This window comes from Candidatus Omnitrophota bacterium (assembly GCA_028712255.1).
Classification (GTDB): domain Bacteria; phylum Omnitrophota; class Gorgyraeia; order Gygaellales; family Profunditerraquicolaceae; genus UBA6249.
Genome location: JAQTQJ010000002.1, coordinates 18,245 through 36,571, shown reverse-complemented (window position 1 = coordinate 36,571; position 18,327 = coordinate 18,245). Strand labels below are relative to the sequence as shown.

20 protein-coding genes are annotated in these 18,327 nt (G+C 39.3%); all 20 read right to left on the bottom strand.

Features of this window, described 5'->3' with window-relative positions:
* Positions 1-33 precede the first annotated feature (33 nt).
* Entirely contained in the window at positions 34-1,155 is a 1,122-nt protein-coding gene (gene alr / locus PHC29_01300) for an alanine racemase (GenBank protein MDD5108137.1), read from the bottom strand.
* A complete protein-coding gene (gene tsaB / locus PHC29_01295; protein ID MDD5108136.1) occupies positions 1,134-1,811 on the bottom strand; it encodes a tRNA (adenosine(37)-N6)-threonylcarbamoyltransferase complex dimerization subunit type 1 TsaB in 678 nt (225 codons plus the stop codon). Before tsaB ends, alr begins: the two co-directional genes overlap by 22 nt.
* Before the next feature lie 54 nt (positions 1,812-1,865).
* Positions 1,866-2,333: a tRNA (adenosine(37)-N6)-threonylcarbamoyltransferase complex ATPase subunit type 1 TsaE gene (gene tsaE / locus PHC29_01290; protein MDD5108135.1), complete on the bottom strand. Its 468-nt coding sequence runs from the start codon at positions 2,331-2,333 to the stop codon at positions 1,866-1,868.
* Entirely contained in the window at positions 2,334-3,230 is an 897-nt protein-coding gene (locus tag PHC29_01285) for a thiamine-phosphate kinase (GenBank protein MDD5108134.1), read from the bottom strand.
* Positions 3,231-3,341: 111 nt separating this feature from the next.
* A complete protein-coding gene (mtnA, locus tag PHC29_01280) occupies positions 3,342-4,400 on the bottom strand; it encodes an S-methyl-5-thioribose-1-phosphate isomerase (protein ID MDD5108133.1) in 1,059 nt (352 codons plus the stop codon).
* Between the two features lie 126 nt (positions 4,401-4,526).
* On the bottom strand, positions 4,527-5,648 hold the full coding sequence (locus tag PHC29_01275; protein ID MDD5108132.1) for a DUF362 domain-containing protein: 1,122 nt from the start codon (positions 5,646-5,648) through the stop codon (positions 4,527-4,529).
* Positions 5,649-5,734: 86 nt separating this feature from the next.
* Positions 5,735-6,499: a TatD family hydrolase gene (locus tag PHC29_01270; GenBank protein ID MDD5108131.1), complete on the bottom strand. Its 765-nt coding sequence runs from the start codon at positions 6,497-6,499 to the stop codon at positions 5,735-5,737.
* Positions 6,500-6,510: 11 nt separating this feature from the next.
* A complete protein-coding gene (metG, locus tag PHC29_01265; protein MDD5108130.1) occupies positions 6,511-8,088 on the bottom strand; it encodes a methionine--tRNA ligase in 1,578 nt (525 codons plus the stop codon).
* A complete protein-coding gene (locus PHC29_01260) occupies positions 8,078-8,893 on the bottom strand; it encodes a stage 0 sporulation family protein (protein MDD5108129.1) in 816 nt (271 codons plus the stop codon). The genes metG and PHC29_01260 overlap by 11 nt, the downstream gene beginning before the upstream one ends.
* Positions 8,878-9,837 (bottom strand): DNA polymerase III subunit delta', encoded by a 960-nt coding sequence (gene holB, locus PHC29_01255; protein ID MDD5108128.1) that lies wholly within the window; start codon positions 9,835-9,837, stop codon positions 8,878-8,880. The genes PHC29_01260 and holB overlap by 16 nt, the downstream gene beginning before the upstream one ends.
* Positions 9,824-10,432 carry a dTMP kinase gene (tmk, locus tag PHC29_01250; GenBank protein ID MDD5108127.1) on the bottom strand — a complete coding sequence of 203 codons (609 nt, stop codon included), beginning with the start codon at positions 10,430-10,432 and terminating at the stop codon, positions 9,824-9,826. Before tmk ends, holB begins: the two co-directional genes overlap by 14 nt.
* The gene (locus tag PHC29_01245; protein MDD5108126.1) at positions 10,429-10,815 is read right to left on the bottom strand and encodes an endonuclease domain-containing protein; all 387 of its coding nucleotides are present in this window, start codon (positions 10,813-10,815) and stop codon (positions 10,429-10,431) included. The genes tmk and PHC29_01245 overlap by 4 nt, the downstream gene beginning before the upstream one ends.
* 125 nt (positions 10,816-10,940) lie before the next feature.
* Positions 10,941-12,401 carry a cysteine--tRNA ligase gene (gene cysS, locus PHC29_01240; GenBank protein ID MDD5108125.1) on the bottom strand — a complete coding sequence of 487 codons (1,461 nt, stop codon included), beginning with the start codon at positions 12,399-12,401 and terminating at the stop codon, positions 10,941-10,943.
* A gap of 64 nt (positions 12,402-12,465) precedes the next feature.
* A complete protein-coding gene (gene cysE / locus PHC29_01235) occupies positions 12,466-13,101 on the bottom strand; it encodes a serine O-acetyltransferase (GenBank protein MDD5108124.1) in 636 nt (211 codons plus the stop codon).
* Between the two features lie 53 nt (positions 13,102-13,154).
* Positions 13,155-13,637: a 2-C-methyl-D-erythritol 2,4-cyclodiphosphate synthase gene (ispF, locus tag PHC29_01230; GenBank protein MDD5108123.1), complete on the bottom strand. Its 483-nt coding sequence runs from the start codon at positions 13,635-13,637 to the stop codon at positions 13,155-13,157.
* A 161-nt stretch (positions 13,638-13,798) separates the two neighbouring features.
* Positions 13,799-14,491: a 2-C-methyl-D-erythritol 4-phosphate cytidylyltransferase gene (ispD, locus tag PHC29_01225; GenBank protein ID MDD5108122.1), complete on the bottom strand. Its 693-nt coding sequence runs from the start codon at positions 14,489-14,491 to the stop codon at positions 13,799-13,801.
* Complete coding sequence (locus tag PHC29_01220; protein MDD5108121.1) at positions 14,472-15,461, bottom strand: PIN domain nuclease; 990 nt, start codon at positions 15,459-15,461, stop codon at positions 14,472-14,474. Before PHC29_01220 ends, ispD begins: the two co-directional genes overlap by 20 nt.
* Positions 15,458-16,861 (bottom strand): DNA repair protein RadA, encoded by a 1,404-nt coding sequence (gene radA, locus PHC29_01215; protein ID MDD5108120.1) that lies wholly within the window; start codon positions 16,859-16,861, stop codon positions 15,458-15,460. The genes PHC29_01220 and radA overlap by 4 nt, the downstream gene beginning before the upstream one ends.
* A complete protein-coding gene (locus PHC29_01210) occupies positions 16,861-17,475 on the bottom strand; it encodes an MlaD family protein (protein MDD5108119.1) in 615 nt (204 codons plus the stop codon). The genes radA and PHC29_01210 overlap by 1 nt, the downstream gene beginning before the upstream one ends.
* 61 nt (positions 17,476-17,536) lie before the next feature.
* Positions 17,537-18,298, bottom strand: a complete 762-nt coding sequence (locus PHC29_01205) for an ABC transporter ATP-binding protein (GenBank protein ID MDD5108118.1) — start codon at positions 18,296-18,298, stop codon at positions 17,537-17,539.
* Positions 18,299-18,327: the final 29 nt, after the last annotated feature.

The window sequence follows — 18,327 nt, the reverse complement described above, 5'->3', positions numbered from 1 at the left end:
GGACGGTTCTCTTCTTCAAGAGAACCGTCCCCTTTATTTATAAATCCTAGGAATGCGGCTGCCTAAGCCACAGACAATCTCGTAGGAAATCGTACCGGATAAATCCGCAAGCTCCTCAGCGGTAACTTTTTGCTTACCCTGCCTGCCGATTAGAACCACTTCATCTCCGATTTTCGGTTTAAAATTTCCCACATCAACCATAACCTGGTCCATACAAATCCGGCCTGCGATATGAAATCGCTTTCCTGAAATCAAAAGCGGAGCTAAATTAGAAAGATTGCGAGGATATCCATCACCATAACCAATAGGTAAAGTAACAATATTGCTTGTGCGATTAGTTATATAAGTACCTGCATAGCTTATACTGTTTCCTTTTTTGAGCTTCTTAATAAAAATGATACGCGTCTTTAAACTCAAGACCGGTTTTAATTTTATACTCAAGCCACCCTTTGGATGTAACCCGTAAATTACTAACCCCGGCCTAACCATCGTAAAGTGACTATGTTTATAATCAATTAACCCGATACTATTGGCGGCATGCACCAGCGGAATAACTATACCGCTTTTCTTTAAATCAATGATCAACTTATTAAATAAACTGATTTGGTAATCTGTAAATTCACGGTTAATATCCGCGAAGGCAAAATGCGTAAAGACGCCTTCAATGATAATATTTTTAAGCTTATGCACCTGCCTTACTAAACAAAACGCCTCATCATGTAAGACTCCAATTCTACCCATTCCGGTGTCTACTTTGATATGCAACGCTTTTTTTTCTTTTAGCTTAGCGGCTTTGCTGTTTATAGCAGATGCCAGTTCTTTATCACAAACAGTCGGAGTAAGCTGATAGGTAAAAAGCGGCTGGATATCTTTTTTCAGGATCAGGCCAAGAAGTAAGATCGGCGTCTTTATACCGGCCTTTCTTAATTTAATCCCTTCATCAATCGAGGCAACTCCTAAGTAATCTACATTACAATCAGATAATCTTTTTGATACAGCAATTAATCCGTGGCCATAGGAATCAGCTTTTACGGTAACCAGGATTTTTGTCTGGAGACCAAGGCAAGATTTAACCTCTTTAAAATTATGCTCTAAATTATTAAGGTTTACCTCTGCCCAAGTGGGCCGATAACCTATTTTTTCTTTATTTGACATTCTTTTGGGTATAAATAAATTGGTTTTACATTGAGAGCCGAAGTAAATTGCTTGGCTTGAATTTTCATAAGGGCAAGTTCCATAAGATTATGCGCCTTAAGGGGCCAATAATCCTTATCCAGAAGAATTGCGCCTTTTATACGAGTTGATATTTTATCGCCATACAAAGATATGGCGTCTCCTAAAACTATTGGCTTATTGTCAAATTTTTTTAGAAATTCATCCAGGCCTAAAAGTAAATATCCACTTTTACGTTTAAGGCAACCCTTTTCATATTTATAAGAACTGCAATAAATAAAGTTGCGCCTGGCATCAAGAGCAGTAACAATTAAGCGCTCTGTCGAGTCTGTGTTCTTAGCCAAAATATCCAACGAGGATACCCCGATAACCGGTTTATTCCTTACAATGCTTAATCCTTTTATCGTAGCCAACCCTATGCGCATGCCGGTAAAAGACCCCGGGCCAAGACCGCAGGCAAAATAATCGATATCCGCAATTTTTAATCCTACTGCCGTTACTACTCTTAGGATAGTCGGAACCAATAACTCTGAAAGGTGCCTTCCTACTTCGAGATTATATTCGTAAAGCCTTCCGTCTATATAAACCCCAAGGCAGAGAATTTTAGTAGTAGTATCAATACCCAGTATCTTCATCATGCACCTTCTTTCTTACTTAATTCATCAAACCATACGGCTTTAATAGTTAAATTTCTAGAAGGTGCGGGATTCATGAATTTTCTCCAATAATTCTTTATGCTTTCTTCCTTTTGCGATGAATTTAATTAGCCTTTTATTTTTAGTTTTCACAGATAGAATAATCTTTAAAAATTCCTTTGGCAAGAGAAATTTCAACCGTTGGGGCCATTCAATAAGCGTTACGGCCTGCGAGTAAAAATATTCTTCATATCCTAAAGCAAAAATATCCTCGATAGATTTCAAACGGTAAAGATCAAAATGCTGCAGCAGATGCTTACCTTTATGTACGCGCAAGAGGACAAAAGTCGGGCTAATTACAAAATCTTTGTTAATCCCTAATCCCTGAGCAATCCCTTTAGCCAGAACCGTCTTGCCTGCACCGAGGCAACCGGATAAAAGAATAATTTCACCTCCGCGAAGATAGCCTGCCAGTTTACTGCCTATTTTTAATGTTTGATTAACCGAAGTAGATATTTTTTCCATTTAAAAATGTTTAAACCCCTGCAGCCTGATCTTAGAGTATTTATCCTTAAGATTAATCATTTTTAAACCAAATGATACCGGCATAATTTCACCGATAACTTTAAAATAATATTTAGAATTTTGAATAATTTTTTTTGCCTGATCTCTTGACGCCGTAAAAACCAATTCAAACTCCTCACCTGAATAAAGCGCATCCTCTAGCCCTTTGGCCTCCTTGCTTTGCGGAATAAGGCTCTCATATAAAACCGCTCCCACCAAACTCTGTTCTAAAATATGCCCTAAATCCTGGATTAACCCGTCAGAAACATCAATCATTGAATTAATTTTAAAATTATTCACTAAAAAACGCGCCTCCTTCAGGCGAGGAATGAATTTTAGATGCTTCCCTTTTATCGAACCGCCAAACTCACCGGTAACCATAATAATATCGCCTATTTTTGCGCCAAGGCGCAAGCAAAGTTTATCTTTTTCAACACTGCCCAACATACTCACATTAATAATCAATTTATCCGAGACGCTGATATCCCCTCCGACAATATTAATATTAAATTTTTTCGCCAAATCAAATATACCCCTAGACAATAGGTCAACCTGTTTAACCTGCATATTTTGCGGCAGGCCAAGGGCAACTACCGCATGCATAGGAATACCACCGCAGGCGGCAATATCGCTGATTGAGATAGCCAGGGACTTTCTGCCTACAAGCTTGAGATTTTCATTTTTTTTAAAATCTATCCCCTCAATTATCATATCGGTAGTAAACAACTGGTAATTAAACTTATCCAGCTTTAAAACCGCGCAATCATCACCGCTACCCTGGATTACAGAAGAATTAGTTTTAATCATCCTCTGAAACCTTTCAATTAAACCAAATTCACCAATTTTATTTAATTGCATTTATCTACCTTGGCACTGTTGTAAAATACCATTTTCCGTCATCCTGAGCCCGAAGGGCGAAGGATCTGGATTCTTCGGTCGCTTCGCTCCCTCAGAATGACAATACAAATTTCATTTCGCGATAGTCTTGCCTTTTAAAATTTTCTTAATATTTAAAACATACGGCCTCCGAATAACTCCATAATCAGTAATAATGCCACTAATTAACGAAGATGGTGTAACATCAAAAGCGGGATTTAACACTTTCACACCAAAAGGAGCAGTATCTTTTTTTAGGAGAATCTTGACTACTTCTTCTCTTGTGCGCATCTCAATTTCAATACCATGCCCGTTTTTAATTTTCAGGTCAAAGGTACTCTTGGGAGCTACGATATAGAAAGGAATTTTATGGTATTTAGCCAAAATTGCTAAGTTAAAAGTTCCGATTTTATTGGCGGAATCGCCGTTTGAGGCAATCCGGTCTGCTCCGGCAATTACCGCGTCTACTTCTCCTTTATGCATAAGATGCGCTGCGGTATTATCGGCAATCATTGTAACATCCACGCCTTGTTTATGCAATTCCCAGGCAGATAAACGTGACCCCTGTAAAAGAGGGCGAGTTTCACAAGAGAAAACTTTTATTTTTTTACCCAGCTTTGCGGCAGAATAAATAACCCCCAAAGCAGTACCGTAATCGATTGTGGCAAGAATCCCAGCATTACAGATTGTTAAAACTGTATCATGGTTCTTTAACAGTTTGGCGCCATAGTCGCCCATTTTACGGCAAGAGATCATATCCTCACGCATAATTTTTTTGGCTTCAGAAAAAATTATTTGTTTAATCTCAAGAATAGGTTTATTTTTATTCTTTAAAACAACTTCGCATATCCTCTCAATACCCCAGAATAAATTCCTGGCTGTTGGACGGCTACTTGCAATATATTTAGCTACTGTTTTTAATTTACGGTTAAAACTTCCCCAATCAGAGCCCGGATAATCTTTTATTCCCAGATACATCCCTAAACCGGCAGCCGCTCCCAATGCCGGAGCTCCGCGCACCTTTAGCTCTTTAATTGCGCTCCATAAACTTTTTAAGTTATCAATATCAATATATACTAACTCAAGAGGCAATTTAGTTTGATCAATTAACCTGATTTTATTATTCTTCCAGTCTATAGTTATGATATTCATATTCATTTTATTAGTGGGTGGCTGTCATCCTGAGGGCCATAGGCCCGAAGGATCTCGCTTCTAAGATTCTTCGTCGTCCCGCCTTTGGCGGGGCTCCTCAGAATGACGAATAATAACCCGCTAACATTATAACCCTATGAGCTTAGCCAAGATACTCTTTTTCACTTTAATTGCCGCTTGTGGACAAGTCTCCTGGCAACAAAAACAGGCAATACAATTTTTATAATCAAAACGAACACCGTTCTTTTTTAGCTTAATGCATCGGCGCGGGCAAACCTCAACGCAATGCCCACAACGGATACATTTTGCATTAAGGCAATATGGATAATACCGAATCAAAGGCTTAAGCATTTTTTTAATCGGCGCCGGCAGCCTGCTTATCATTATAGAATTTGTCGGCATGATAAACGGCCGAATATTCAATTTATTAATATCCTCTCCTTCTATTTTAATTCTACGTACCTGATTTTCTCCCAGGCCGCGCCTTGCTGCTTCTTTTGTCGATAAAATCTCCTGATTAGTAATCCCCATTATTTTAGCCATAATCGTATCCAGCGCCACACAATCAGAACCGCCCAATAAAAGGCCAAGCTGGCGAGTTTTGCCGCTAGTTGCCGGGCCATCTCCCTCCATGGCTAAGATCCCATCGATAATCGTTAGAGCAGGTTTAGCTTGTTCATATATATCTACAAGAATCTTGGCAAATTCCGCAGGCTCAAAATAATTTTTATGCAGTTCGGTTTTGTAGGTTCCGGAAACCAAACCAAAAAGATTTTTGATTGAGCCGGTAAGTAAAGTAAATTCATGAGTTTTAAATTTAGGCAAGTTCACTAAATAATCGCAATCATCTAGCCAGGTGGTCAACGGAAATTTATCACGCATCCTGCGCTTATCGAAAATTACCAGGCCAACCCCTTCATCCTGACAAACCTTCTTTATCCCGGTAATATCATAAACACCATCTACATTTTCCACATATTTACCCCAGACGCTTGGCCCGTCACCAATGATAATCTTGCAATTTATTTCTTTTAATATACGGATAACCGCCCTGACGACTTCCGGATGCGTAGTAATGCCGCTCTCCGGCTCCTTAGCCATCAGAAGATTTGGTTTTACCAGTACTAAGGAACCCGGTTTAATAAAAGCTGTGATTCCGCCTAAAAAACCAAGCATATCACTTATTGCCTGTTGGACGGCTTTTGGTTCATAACTACCACATCTAACTATAGAAACTTTAGCATTCATTTTAAATATCAAGGGGACGGTTCTCTAATAAAAGGGACCGTTTCTATTTTTTCGAGTTCCGTTCTAAAAAATAGAAACGGTTCCTTTTATTCCTTTAAATTAAAGAATTTCTTTGCGTTTTGGCTTGTTTTGTTTGCAATCTCCCCAAAACTAACCCCTTTTATCCGGCTAACCTCCTCTGCCAATAATTTTATCTGAAGCGGCTCATTACGTAACCCTCGGAATCCTTCCGGGGACAAATATGGGGCATCGGTTTCCAACATCAATCTATCAAGGGGAGCTAAGTGAACCATCTCCCTTAAGTTTTGAGCCTTTTTGTAAGTAATATTACAGGTAAAAGAGATAAAGAATCCGCATTCCAGGCATTCTTGTAAAAATTTTTCATCTCCGGAAAAACAATGCACCACAGCAGCCAAAGGCAAAGCGCTTTTTATAATCTGTATAACATCAGCTTCAGCCTGGCGGCAGTGAATCACCAATGGCAATTTTAATTCTTTGGCTAATTCAATTTGTTTAATAAACGCTTCTTTCTGATTATCCGGGTTAGACAAATTGCGATAATAATCAAGGCCTGTTTCACCGATAGCAACGACCTTGTTACTTTGCGCAAGCTCCCTTAATTTATTTTCTGCTCGAACATCAAAACCATCTGCATCATGCGGATGCACACCCACGCTGGCATAAATTTGCGTATATTTTTTGGCTAATTCACAGGAAGCAATTGAAGATTCAAGAGTAGCGCCGATATTTATAAAATAGGCTATTCCCGCATCGGTTGCCCGCTGGATAACCGCGTCGCGGTCCACGTTGAATGCAGGAAAATCAAGATGGCAATGAGTATCGATAAGCATAAAAAACAAATTTATTTCTTTTTGGTTTCAATACGAGGGAATAAAGGCGCTCCTTTTTTAATCTCTTTGCCGCCTAATTGCAAAAAAATAGATTCTGCGGTCTTTGGCATAAAAGGAGCAATCTCTATGCCAATTTTTCTAATCGCCTCAACTAATAAACAGATAAAAGCTTGCAACTGCTCAACCTTACCCTCTTTTACCAGGTTCCAGGGCTTGGTCTCTTCAACATACTTATTTGTTATACCTATAACCTCCCAAATTTTCTCAAGTGCCAGGCTAAAATCATTACCCCAATTTAAAGAAGCATAAACTGCTTGATGCAGATTTTTTATCGTATCTTTTATATTCTGGCCACTAACATCATAACCAGTATTATAAATATCCAAATCCGGTATTTTACCCGAATAATATTTCTCGATCATCGTTAGTGTGCGATATATCAGATTGCCTAAATCATTGGCTAAATCACCGTTGAATCTTTTAATTATAGCTTCTTCTGAAAAATTACCATCTAAACCAAATGGCACATCACGCAGAAGAAAATAACGGTATACGTCTATGCCAAATTTATCTACCATTTCAACTGGATTAACCATATTACCGCGTGACTTGGACATTTTATCTTCGTTAATCATCCACCAGCCATGAGCAAATATTGTGTCCGGCTGCCTTATACCCAGAGCCTCCAACATAATCGGCCAGTAAACAGCATGATGCCTTAAAATATCTTTACCTACCAAATGTACAACCCTTACATCCTTATCCCACCAAGCGGAGCGATAGATATTTTGCGCGTCAAACTCCCCAACCGCGCTGATATAATTAATCAGGGCATCAAACCAAACATAAGTAACATGCTTTGCGCTAAAAGGTAAAGGTATACCCCAGCTGAGCCGTTCTATGGGGCGGGAAATACAAAGATCTTCCAGTTTATTATTCTCTAAAAAACCCAAGACTTCATTCCTTCTGGAAGCCGGTTGGATATAATGAATACGCTCTGGATTATTATCAGTATCTTTAATGTATTTAATCAGCCAATCTTGATATTTTGATAATTTGAAGAAAAAATTAGTTTCAACTATTTTTTCAAGTGGCCGTTTACAATCCGGACAAAGGCTATGGCTTTGGCCAGTGGAGGCCAAACCATTGCCGTGCGGCTTATCAGTAATTTGCGAAAGGGGCCAGAATGTCTCACAAGGAGTACAATACCAGCCTTCATATTTACCTTCATAAATATCCCCTTTGTCATATACAATCTGAAGCGCCTTTTGTACGCACTTAATATGCTTGCCTTGAGTCGTGCGGATGAAATCGTCATTGGATATCTCAAGCTTCTTCCATAGATCCCTAAACTGCAGTACTACTTTATCGACAAATTCAATTGGTGAAAGCCCTGCATCATCGGCAGCTTTCTTTATTTTTTGGCCGTGTTCATCGGTCCCGGTAAGAAACCAGACATTTTCTTTTCCTAGAATATTACGGTTATAGCGGGCAAGGGTGTCTGCGGCAATATTTGTATATGAATGGCCGATATGCGGGGATGCATTCACATAATAAATAGGAGTAGTGATATAAAATTTATTTGCCATGCTCTTTTTCTTTATAACTTACTTCTAAATAACCGCCCTCTTCAAGCTCAACACCGACTATGCGCTTAAAAACATTTACACTAATGACCTTACCCTTGCCTTGCTGTGTGCTTATATGTTCTCCTTCATGCGGCAAGCCTTTAGAAAGTAACTTATAGGTTTCATATTCATAAGAGAGGCAGCACATAAGCCTGCCGCAGAGACCAGAAATCTTAGGCGGATTCAAAGGCAGCCCTTCTTCTTTAGCCATTTTAATAGTTACCGGCTCAAAATCCTTCAGGAATTTTTTACAGCAAAGTTCCCGGCCGCATGAACCATATCCACCAAAAAGCCTGGCCTCATCCCTTACCCCAATCTGCCTTAATTCAATACGCGCCTTAAACATCTTGGCCAAATCTTTGACTAAGTTACGAAAATCTACCCTGCCGTCTGAAGTAAAATAAAACAAGATTTTTGAGCGGTCAAAGGAATACTCTGCCTTTACTAATTTCATATCCAGTTTATGCTCAAGGATTTTTTTCTCGCAAACATTATATGCTTCCTTAGCTTTAGATAAATTATCTTCAATCTGCTTAAGATCGCTTTCCTTAGCCAGACGAATTATCCTCTTCGCTGGCTCTTTTGCCCCCTCCTCAGTAGTAGCACAACAACGGGCATGCCCTGGTAAAACAACACTCCCGTAATCTAATCCCCTGTCATGCTCAACAATCACACAATCACCGGCTTTTAAAATTAAATTCCCTGCTTGATACAGGCCAACCAAGCCGGAATTCCTAAGCTGTACCAAAATCATGTTCTCTGCCATAATGCTCCTAAGTTGTGTAAGAGTAACTTACTGTTAATATTTTTTTCCAAATACAGCGAGCTATCCGATATAGTCGCCATAATATCATCGAGCTGTTTAAATGAAAATCTTAGGTGTATTTTTGATAAATCGCCAATCCTATCCAAATGTATTATTTCTTTATCTGGACATCCTGCCTTAATTAGATATATATCCCTGAACCAGGAAGCAAGAATATTTAAACAAGAACGCAGCTCTTCCTTATTTTGCCCCATCAAATTAGGCTCAAGGGGCTTTGAAGAAAGTACAAAAGAATCAAATATCTTATTTTTTTGAGCCAGATACAAAGAGTCCTTTAATCTCAAAGCCAGGCCTAATCTGCCTTCGGAATAAAAACTAAGGAAATGCGCAGCAGCCTTGTCCAAAGAATAATCCTTAATCAAAATGGTTTCAAGCTCCCCCCTTACGAGTGGAGAAAATTTTATTTGCTTACAGCGAGAACTAATAGTTTTAATGATATTCTGTGGTTTATGCGTTATTAAAATAATCAATACATCTTTGGGTGGCTCCTCCAGCGTTTTAAGCAGTGAGTTTGCCGCCTCTATATTAAGCTTATGCGCGTTATCGATAATAAAAATCTTCATCGATCCCTCATACGGGCGAAAATTGGCCTCCCGCAAAATACCACGAATATCCTCAATTTTTATCTGCGACTGGCCATTTTGGATAATATGTAGATCGGGATGCTCTAGCTTTTCAATTTTGCGGCAGGCAACACATAAGCCGCATGGTTTATCATTTTGAGCCGTACAATTTAATTTTTGAGCGCAAACTTGGGCAACCATTCTTTTACCAATTCCTTCCGGTCCGCTAAAGATAAATCCGCCGGAAAAGCTTGATCCTTCTATATAAGCATTGATTATGTTTAAGGATTTTTTGTGCCCTAAAATATCAGAAAAGTGCATTCACAATCTCCCTGACTTTAGCTTGAGTTTCAAATTTATTCTCTTCTACCTTAACTATCTTAATTCTTCCTGGCTCATTATTAACAAGCCTAAGATACCCTTTCCTCACCTTCTCATGATAGCCGATAGAGCGTTGTTCGATACGATCTTTGCACTTATGCCGATATTTAAGCCCACTTTTAACAGGTAGATCCAAAAAAATAGTTAAATCAGGGCTTATACCGCTAGTAGCAAAATTACCGATGGATTTAATTAATTTTATATCTATGCCTAATCCATAACCCTGATAACAAATAGTTGAATCCATGAATCTATCGCAAATAACTATTTTTTCCGCCATAAGCGCAGGTTTAATAATCTCTTCAACTACTTGAGCGCGGGCAGCCATATAAAGCAAAGTCTCGGCTTCGGCAGATATCTTATTTTTAGGATTAAGCAATATCTCCCTAATCATTTCACTTACATTGACACCTCCGGGCTCGCGAAGATAAATCACCTTTAACCCCTTTGCTAAAAGACAGTCAAAGAGCATTTTTGACTGCGTACTCTTCCCGCAGCCCTCAGACCCTTCGAATGTAATGAATTTACCTTTCATAATTTTATCCCATTGAGATACCCTCCCCCTTGTGGGGAGGGATAGGGAGGGGGCAATTTTAAAGAATCAACTATCTTAGATAAAACTCCCTCTTGATTGCCAAGCACATCATGATTCCAAAACCTTAAAATCTTGAACCCCTGCTTAAGCAGCCATTGATCACGTTCAATATCTTCCTGTGATGATGAATGCTGTCCACCGTCAACTTCAATAATCAATTTCTTTTCAAAACATACAAAATCAACGATATACCGGCCGATAACAGCCTGCCTGCGAAACTTAACCCCAAGCCCATGGTAACGAAGCGCCTGCCAGAGGCATTTTTCAGTTTCTGTGGAATTATTCCTTAACTTCCTGGCAGTGGATGTCAATTTGCCCTTCACCTACCCCGCCCCTTTCCCCTCCCACAAGGGGAGGGGGATACGCTACAAAATCAACGCTCTTAAACCCGATGCATTCATAAAAAAATACCAACAGCGTCTTGATCCTTTATAACTTCGACCATCTGCTAGAAATTCCATCTCCAAACTGTTTTACCGTCTTTCCTATCTTCTAATATAATACCTTTTACTTCTAAATCTTTCCTAATCTTATCTGCCTCGGTAAAACTCTTTTCTTTCTTTAATCTCGTACGCTCTTTAACCATTTCATCTATTATTTTAGTATCTTTAAGATTTTCATCAATTATATCCCTGAATCTCGAATCCACCATAAGGTCGGCCATATCGGGATGCATACCGAAAATATCACGAAGTAAACGATTCATTGTATCTACCGAATATTTAAATTGAGGCCAATTCTTAACTATATCATCGGCATGAAGATGATATGCATATGACTTTAACTGTTCCAAAACGGCTAAAACTTGTGGTGTATTAAAATCATCGTCCATCGCACTCTCAAACTTATGTTCATATTCTTTTACGGTTACGATATCTACATCTTTTAATCTTAGTACCTTTTTCAAATTCTTTGCTCTATACTCTTTATAAATATCATTTAAGCGCACAAAAGATATATATCGATGCTTTTCTTCAGTCATCTTTTTCTCAGAGAAATCGATAGGACTAGAATAATGAGCTTGAAGATAAAACAACTTTAAAACATCGGGATGATATTTTCTTAATGCATCTTTTATCGTAACAAAATTCCCCAGCGACTTGGACATTTTCTGGCCATTAATTGTCAGCAGTCCGTGATGTATCCAGTATTTGGCAAACTGTTTACCGGTGAGTGCCTCAGCCTGGGCGATTTCATTTTCATGATGCGGAAAAATCAAGTCTCTTCCGCCAGCGTGTATATCAAGCGTATCTGTCTTCAAAAATTTCTGCGACATTACGGAACATTCAATATGCCAACCTGGCCTGCCTTGGCTCCAAGGACTATCCCAGGACGGCTCCCCAGTTTTTGATTTTTTCCATAACGCAAAATCCAGAGAATCATGCTTTAGTTCCGAAGGGCCGATCCTGACTCCGGTTTCCATTTGATCTATGCTTTGCCCGGATAACAAACCATAGCCGGAAAATTTCCTCACATTAAAATATACATCGCCGCCTGCTGCATAAGCATAACCTTTATCAATTAATGTTTGTATATACCTAACCATATCGGGGATATTCTCGGTTGCCTGCGGTTCAAAATCTCCTTTTTCAATACCAAGTGCCGCCAAATCTTGGTAATACCTGCCGATATATTTTTTTACCAATTCCTGCCAGTGCACTTTAAGTTCGTTTGCGCGGTTGATAATTTTATCATCAACATCGGTAATGTTGCGCACAAACTTAACATCAAAACCTCTGTATTTTAAATATCTCCTGATTATATCGAAGATATAAAGACTTCGTGCATGCCCGATATGGCTATCGTCATAAACGGTTACGCCGCAAGTATAGATATTTACTTTCGGATGATTTAAAGGAACAAACTCTTCTTTTTTTCTTGTGAGGGAATTATATATAAAAATAGGCATGATTATTAAAGCCAAAATAAGCTATAAGTTGTAAGTTATAAGCTTTAAGCTTACGGCTTAAAACTTATTTATTCTTTTCTAACTCTTTAATCCTATCCTGCAGCTCTTCGATTGACTGCATGATCGGATCCAATGTATGCATATGATCCAGGCTTACATCTATTTTTTTACCGTCCTGCTTAGTAATCCTCCCGGGAACGCCTACCACCGTGGAGTTGGCAGGAACATCTTTGATTACCACCGCATTTGCCCCTATATAAGAATTATCTCCGATAGTAATATTACCCAAGACTTTCGCTCCTGCTCCGACTACCACATTATTACCAACAGTAGGATGGCGTTTCCCCTTAACAATCCCCGTACCGCCTAAAGTTGACCCTTGATAAAGCAGAACATCATCTCCGATAACCGCAGTCTCTCCGATCACTACACCTAAACCATGATCAATAAAAAACCTTTTGCCGATTTTTGCTCCGGGGTGAATCTCAATACCGGTAGAAAACCTGGCGATTTGCGATAAAAGGCGCGCCAGAAAAAATAAATGCGCCTGATATAAAAAATGCGCGATACGATAATAGATCAAAGCATGCAGCCCTGGATACAGAAAAATTACCTCCATAAAACTTTTTGCCGCAGGGTCTCTTCTTTGCGCCGCCCTTATGTCTGCATAAAAAATTATGGAAATAAGCGCAAGCTTAATCAAAATAAGCGCTAACAATATAATTAATATATTTATAATAATAGAAAGCATCTCTATCCTCCTTTGACCAAAGAAACTACCGCATAACAGGCAATTGCCTCCTTGTTTCCCACCGCGCCCAATCCCTCGTTTGTTTTGGCCTTTATATTTACAGCCTCTTCCGTAATATCCAAAAGGGCACAAATCTTTTCCCTCATCTGTTTCTTAAATGGAATAAGCGTTGGTTCCTGGGCAATAATAATTAAATCAAGATTATTGATTTTATAGCCGCTTTTTTCCACCAATCCTTTAACACTCATCAGCAACTTACTACTTGCGATTCCCTGATACTTAGGGTCAGTATCTGGAAAATGCTCTCCAATATCGCCCAATGCCAAGGCGCCCAATAAGGCATCACAAAGCGCATGTATCAAAGCATCGCCGTCGGAATGTCCCAAAAGGCCTTTAAAATAAGGGATTTCAACTGCCCCTAAAAACAGAGGCCTGCCTTCAATTAAACGATGAATATCGTAACCTATACCAACTTTATATTGCATCAGCACCCTTTCCTTGAACTGTTACAAAATTACTAATCTTGCGTCATTCTGAGGCCACATTCGCTTCGCTCAGTGCAGGCTCCGGCCGAAGAATCTCATCAGTAACGAGATCCTTCCCCCCCTTCACTTCGTTCAGGGTCAGGATGACAAAAAATAATATTTCACAACAGTCTATTCTTAACAATTACTTTTGCAAACAGGAGATCTTCTTTGGTTGTAATTTTTATATTTTCACAACTTCCCTGGACAATCTTTACCTTTGCGCCCAATTTTTCAACCAGAGAAGCATCATCAGTAAAATCTTCTTTTATGTATCTATTATATGCCTTAAGGATTAACTCTTTTTTAAAAACCTGGGGAGTCTGGATCTCCCATAAATTATTTCTGTCTAGTGTTCTATCGACGATACCTCCATTTTTAATACTTTTAATGGTTGCTTTAACCGGTACTCCTAAAATAGCCGCTTTAGTTTTTTCTGCTGCCGAAACAACCTTAGTAATGAGTTTACTACTAACGAATGGCCGTGCACAATCATGAATTAATATCCAATCACAACTTAAGCTAGCCGCCTTAATGCCCGCATACACTGAATCCTGCCTGCGCCTACCGCCCAAACATAAAGCCTTTATTTTTTTAAATGAATACTTCTTAATAACCTTGGCTATTGCTTGCTTATTTTGGGCGTTAACAACTACAATAATTTCATCTATATCCAGATGTTTGTCAAACAACGCCAGAGAATAAAATATTACCGGTTTCCCACCAATTCCTACCAAAGGTTTCTCTACCGGCGCATTAAGCCGCCTTCCGGATCCTGCAGCCAAAATAACTGCGCTAAGCATTATTTTTTTCAAGCTTTGTAAAAATCATCCTGCCGGCTTGAGTCTGTAAAACCGAAGTTACCGCCACCTTGACATCTTGGCCAATCAACCGGCGGGCATCTTCAACTACAACCATTGTGCCATCATCAAGGTAACCTACTGCCTGATTATGCTCCTTGCCTTCTTTGATTAGCTTAATATGCATCTCCTCACCTGGAAAAACTACAGGCTTTAAGGCATTTGCCAGTTCATTAATATTTAAAACTTTAATCCCCTGGATACTGGCTACACGGTTTAGATTAAAATCAACGGTAAGAATTTTAGCCTCAAGCAATTTAGCCAACAAAACTAACTTAGCGTCAACTTCGCTAGTCTCGGTAAAATCCTGCTCATGAATAGTAATATCCATCCCTGATTCATTCTGGATAACATTAAGAATCTCAAGGCCACGCCTGCCTCTTTGGCGTTTAATCGAATCAGTTGAATCAGCAATCTGCTGTAATTCCCTAAGCACAAATTTAGGAATAATGATTTTGCCTCCTAAGAAACGAGTCTTACATATATCTACAATTCTGCCGTCGATAATCACACTAGTATCCAGCAGCACTACATCCTGCGACTGATCCTGCCTTCTTAGGCGCACATACGGAATAATAATATTAAATTCATCTTTTCCCCGCAAAGCCATCACCATGCCAAGATAACAAAAAATTAAAGTCAACCCTACCCTGATCCTGGAAAGTATAATTGGATCCATAGGAGTAAGGCTAAAAGCATCCCCCACCAGCTTTGCCATAATCAAACCTAAAATTAATCCAAATACTGCGCTGGATAGCCCACTTACCGAAACCTTGCGCAGGCCTGCTTCGATAATAATCATTACCAACGCCACTAAAGCACCGATTATCATACCGATTAAACCAGAACCATTTAATACCACAGTCTGGTAACCAATAGCCATACTACCTAAGATAAATAAAAGCCGCGCTAATAATAGATTCATTTCTTAATCTCTCCTTGCAGTTTAACCGACGAACCTAAAATAATATCTAAAGCCTCTTTCAAAGTAGAAACAGGAATAATCTCCATATCTGTTGTTTTAACTACTAAATTCTTAGTACCGTTTTTTGGCAATATACAATGTTTAAAACCTAACTTTTGGGCTTCATTTATACGCGTAGTTACCTGTGAAATACTCCTGATCTCGCCGCTTAAACCTACCTCTCCCAAAACTACTGTCTTGGGCATAACCACCTGCTCCCGAAAACTTGAGGCAATTACCGCACTTACCGCTAAATCCGCTGCCGGATCTTCTATTTTTATACCTCCAGCAACATTAACAAATATATCCTCTGCCTCAAGGGCAAGGCCCATGCGTTTTTCCAAAACAGCTACCAATAGCGAAAGCCGGTTAAAATCAAAACCTTGCGCTCGCCTGCGCGCATAGCCAAAAGAACTCCTTGAAACCAACGACTGAATTTCTACCAAAAGAGGGCGCGTTCCCTCCAGAATCGAAGTTACAATCGTACCAGATACATTGCTCGGCCGCTCAGAAAGAAAAATCTCGGATGGATTTTTTACTTCCGACAAACCCTGCAGCCCCATTTCAAACACGCCGATTTCATTAGTTGAACCAAACCTGTTTTTTACCGCTCGTAATATTCTGTAAATCGCAAAACGATCCCCCTCAAAATATAGCACCGTATCCACGATATGTTCTAAAACACGTGGGCCGGCCAAAGTGCCTTCTTTAGTGACATGGCCGATAATAAAAATTGAGGTACCGGTAGTTTTGGCTAACTGCGTCAGGATTCCAGCACACTCTCTTACTTGGCTGACACTTCCCGGAGAAGAACTAATTCCAGAATCAAAAATAACCTGGATTGAATCAATAATTACAACAAGTGGTTTTAATTTTCTTATGTATTCGACAATTAAGGATAAATCCGTCTGATTAACAATATAAAGATTGTCTGAGCCTGATTCACCAAGGCGTTTTGCGCGTAACTTAGTTTGAGCCACGCTTTCTTCACCGCTCACATAAAGCACGCCTATGCCCTGCTTAGTCAAATGATTGGAAACCTGTAAAGAAATAGTAGATTTACCAACCCCGGGGTCTCCACCGATTAAAATTACCGACCCCTTCACAATCCCTCCTCCCAGAACCCGATCCAATTCAACAATATTAGTCTTTAACCTGTCTTCATCTTTAACTACAACATCCCTTAAAAGTACTGGGCCATCTTTATACAGAGATGTCCTTTCCTTAATGCCACTAGATGGGAGAGTATAATCCTCTTCGCAAAAAGAATTCCAGCTGTTACAATCCGGGCACTTACCCAGCCATTTCGGTGATTGATACCCGCAACTTGAACAGCTAAAAACCGTTTTTGTTTTCATTATTATTTCTTCTCTTTAGTTTTGAAAAATAGCTTCCAAGGATTCTTACGTACATCGGTAACTAAGGCTTCCAATTCATTATAAAGTTTATCATCATAAACAAGCTTGCCTAATGAACCCTCTTTATTCCTGATTTGGGCAAGCCCTTCATCTAAATTACGCATTATATTCTCGGCCCTGTTAAATATCTCATGTATAGGTAGTGGATCGATCCCGGTCAAGGATTGGTTATCGGTAAGAGAATTAACATAATCTGCCCCTGGTATTATTTCGACATATTTTTCACCCAATAAACCCAGAGTATTAACCCAAACAGTGGAATCCGAAGGAATTTTAATAATACTCCTGATCCAAACTTCTAGCTGTACATTCGAACGGTTTTCTTGCGGCACAAATTCCAATTTGATTCTTTTAACCGCCCCAACATCGACTCCGGCAAAACGCACCGGCGCACCAACCTTAATTCCATTGACAAAATTAAAATTGATATTAATCCGATACCCGGAGCTCCAGGTTTTAAATCCTCCAATCGATAATATAAAAATAACTAAAATTACCAGGCCTATAAAAACAAAAATACCAACCTTTAACTCTAATTTAGTTTTTCCGAAAACCATTTTATTGCCTCCTCGCCCAAAAGGGCTCACCCCCGCGCAATTCCTTTAAGCGCCAAGTGGTTTATTTAAAAGTATCAGTTGATTCGGTTATGGGGCCTTTAGAAAGCCCATTAATAAACTGATGCACTACCGGATCGGTGGTCTTCTGAATCTCTTCAGGAGTCCCCTCTAAAACTATTTTTCCTTTATACATCATAGCAATCTTGTCAGCGATATGATAGGCGCTTTTCATATCATGCGTAACTACAAAAGAAGTAACCTTCAATTTGTCATGTAATGAACGAATAAGCTCATTAATACTATCTGCGGTAATAGGGTCCACTCCTGTTGTCGGCTCATCATAAAGAAGAATCTCAGGTTTTATGCAAATTGCCCGCGCTAAAGCCACACGCTTCTTCATGCCTCCGCTTAATTCCGAAGGCATAAGATTACCAATGCCTCCTAAACCTACCAAAGATAAAGACTCTTCTACCCGGTCTAAGATTTCTTTCTGATCAATATGTGTATGTTCAAATAAACTAAAACCAACATTTTCAGCAACATTCATCGAATCAAAAAGCGCTCCTCCCTGAAATACCATACTGATTTTAGAACGCAAGACGGTTAATTCTAATTCTTTCAAAACGGCAACTTCCTTGCCATCTACTAAAACTTTACCGCTGTCCGGCCTTAATAACCCAACTATATGTTTAAGTAATACTGATTTTCCGCAACCGCTTCTTCCGATAATTACGCAGGTGTGGCCGGTTTCCACTTTTAAAGTTAGCCCGCTTAAAACTAAGTTATTATTGAATTTCTTTTTTAAATTCAGTATTTCTATCATTGGAATCTGGGGGACGGTTCTCTTATAAA

What these genes read in the sequence shown, in the direction of transcription:
- alr (MDD5108137.1), bottom strand. Translation starts at nt 1,155, where the DNA reads ATGTCAAATAAAGAAAAAATAGGTTATCGGCCCACTTGGGCAGAGGTA.
- tsaB (MDD5108136.1), bottom strand. Translation starts at nt 1,811, where the DNA reads ATGATGAAGATACTGGGTATTGATACTACTACTAAAATTCTCTGCCTT.
- tsaE (MDD5108135.1), bottom strand. Translation starts at nt 2,333, where the DNA reads ATGGAAAAAATATCTACTTCGGTTAATCAAACATTAAAAATAGGCAGT.
- PHC29_01285 (MDD5108134.1), bottom strand. Translation starts at nt 3,230, where the DNA reads ATGCAATTAAATAAAATTGGTGAATTTGGTTTAATTGAAAGGTTTCAG.
- mtnA (MDD5108133.1), bottom strand. Translation starts at nt 4,400, where the DNA reads ATGAATATCATAACTATAGACTGGAAGAATAATAAAATCAGGTTAATT.
- PHC29_01275 (MDD5108132.1), bottom strand. Translation starts at nt 5,648, where the DNA reads ATGAATGCTAAAGTTTCTATAGTTAGATGTGGTAGTTATGAACCAAAA.
- PHC29_01270 (MDD5108131.1), bottom strand. Translation starts at nt 6,499, where the DNA reads ATGCTTATCGATACTCATTGCCATCTTGATTTTCCTGCATTCAACGTG.
- metG (MDD5108130.1), bottom strand. Translation starts at nt 8,088, where the DNA reads ATGGCAAATAAATTTTATATCACTACTCCTATTTATTATGTGAATGCA.
- PHC29_01260 (MDD5108129.1), bottom strand. Translation starts at nt 8,893, where the DNA reads ATGGCAGAGAACATGATTTTGGTACAGCTTAGGAATTCCGGCTTGGTT.
- holB (MDD5108128.1), bottom strand. Translation starts at nt 9,837, where the DNA reads ATGCACTTTTCTGATATTTTAGGGCACAAAAAATCCTTAAACATAATC.
- tmk (MDD5108127.1), bottom strand. Translation starts at nt 10,432, where the DNA reads ATGAAAGGTAAATTCATTACATTCGAAGGGTCTGAGGGCTGCGGGAAG.
- cysS (MDD5108125.1), bottom strand. Translation starts at nt 12,401, where the DNA reads ATGCCTATTTTTATATATAATTCCCTCACAAGAAAAAAAGAAGAGTTT.
- ispF (MDD5108123.1), bottom strand. Translation starts at nt 13,637, where the DNA reads ATGCAATATAAAGTTGGTATAGGTTACGATATTCATCGTTTAATTGAA.
- PHC29_01220 (MDD5108121.1), bottom strand. Translation starts at nt 15,461, where the DNA reads ATGAATCTATTATTAGCGCGGCTTTTATTTATCTTAGGTAGTATGGCT.
- PHC29_01210 (MDD5108119.1), bottom strand. Translation starts at nt 17,475, where the DNA reads ATGGTTTTCGGAAAAACTAAATTAGAGTTAAAGGTTGGTATTTTTGTT.
- PHC29_01205 (MDD5108118.1), bottom strand. Translation starts at nt 18,298, where the DNA reads ATGATAGAAATACTGAATTTAAAAAAGAAATTCAATAATAACTTAGTT.